This is a genomic window from Candidatus Rhabdochlamydia sp. W815 (genome assembly GCF_018642185.1).
Taxonomy (GTDB): Bacteria; Chlamydiota; Chlamydiia; order Chlamydiales; family Rhabdochlamydiaceae; genus Rhabdochlamydia; species Rhabdochlamydia oedothoracis.
This window is the reverse complement of the sequence record NZ_JAAVTY010000172.1, coordinates 1-1666: the sequence shown is the minus strand read 5'-3', so window position 1 is coordinate 1666 and position 1666 is coordinate 1. Positions and strand designations below refer to the sequence as shown.

Annotated in this window: 2 pseudogenes; both read left to right on the top strand. The window is 31.2% G+C overall.

Features of this window, described 5'->3' with window-relative positions:
* Positions 1–1471, top strand: a pseudogene (locus tag RHOW815_RS08000) (hypothetical protein); the annotation flags it as partial.
* A 98-nt stretch (positions 1472–1569) separates the two neighbouring features.
* Positions 1570–1666, top strand: a pseudogene (locus RHOW815_RS09480) (IS5/IS1182 family transposase); the annotation flags it as partial.

The following is a 1666-nucleotide window of genomic DNA, read 5'->3' as shown; positions in this document are numbered from 1 at the left end:
TGATAGATCTTTTCGAGGTCCCTTGCCTAATGAATCTCCAATGAATGCTACCAATATGTCTCCTTCAAATCGAAAAGCAGATAGATCTTTTCGAGGTCCCTTCCCTGATGATAGTCTAATAAATTCTATAGAGGCATTTTCAAATGAATCTCCAATGAATGCTACCAATATATTTTCTTCAAATCGAAAAGTAGATAGAGTGGCTAAGGTGAAAGTTGGAAATGGGTTTACAGATCCAAAATATGGAAATATTCCACGGTCAAAGCGTATTCATGCAAGACATACAAGATCTTCTGAAAGAAATACTCGTAAAAACCCCTTAGTTATTTGTGAAGAAGAAAAACGTAATATAACATCAACTAAGGACAAAGAGATTAGACGTTTGATTGATTCAAATATCAAGGATTTGAAAGATGAGAGATCTAAATGTACAGAGATAACATTACAGGGAAAAAAAAAGTATAATGATCTTCTTTCGAATTACACTGTAGAAGAAATAGCTTATTTAGAATTAATAATTAAAAACAATCGTTGCATAAAAGAAAATCAGATATGTAATAAGTCTTTAAAAAAAAAAGAGAGCAAGATTGCTCAATTAGAAAAGCAGTGTACAACAACAGAACCAATAACACTTGAACGAACTCAATTTCATGCAAGACATACAAGATCTATTGATATACCATTTGATGATCTAACCCTTGAAAGAAATACTCGTAAAAACTCCTTAGTTACTTGTGAAGAAGAAAAACGTAACATAACATCAACTAAGGACAAAGAGATTAGACGTTTGATTGATTCAAATATCAAGGATTTGAAAAATGAGAGATCTAAATGTATAGAGATAACATTACAGGGAGAAAAAATGTATGATGATCTTCGTTCGACTTACACTTATCTAGAAGAAATAGCTTTAGAATTAAGAACTACAAATGATCATTGCATAGAAGAAAATCAGATATGTAATAAGTCTTTAAAAGAAAAAGAGAGCAAGATTACTCAATTAGAAGAGCAGTGTGGTAGATTAACTCGATATACAAAAATTTCAGAAAAACCAACTACAATACTTGAACTAACTCAATCAACAACCGCTTCAGAAACAACAGTTAAGCAAACAAAACTAACAGCTGCTACTTCAACAGCAATATCTGAACCAATCACAACATCAGAAAAACCAACTACAATACTTGAACTAACTCAATCAACAACCGCTTCAGAAACAACAGTTAAGCAAACAAAACTAACAGCTGCTACTTCAACAGCAATATCTGAACCAATCACAACAACAGAACCTAAAATAACTCAATCAACAAATATTCAACAAGGGATTGCATTAATAGTATCAGGTCTATTTATAATTGGAAGTTTATTAGCTAGTATTTTCATGTTTAAGAAAAAAAGAAGATACAAGCGTAGTTTACATCTCGTTAATAACTTAACAACTTCACAGAGACAAGGCCATACTCAAGTATAATTTGCAATAGATAAGACTTAAATTGACACTTAGTGGTAAATAGTAAAGAAAAACAGCTTTTGCAACTAAGAGCCTGTTTAAAATCTTTTCAAAATTGAGGATATTCTGGAGAAAGATTTGCAAAGAGTGTACAGGAAATATTAGAATATATAGTAGAAATAGCAAAAAGAAATGCACTTCATACTTTTACAGTCA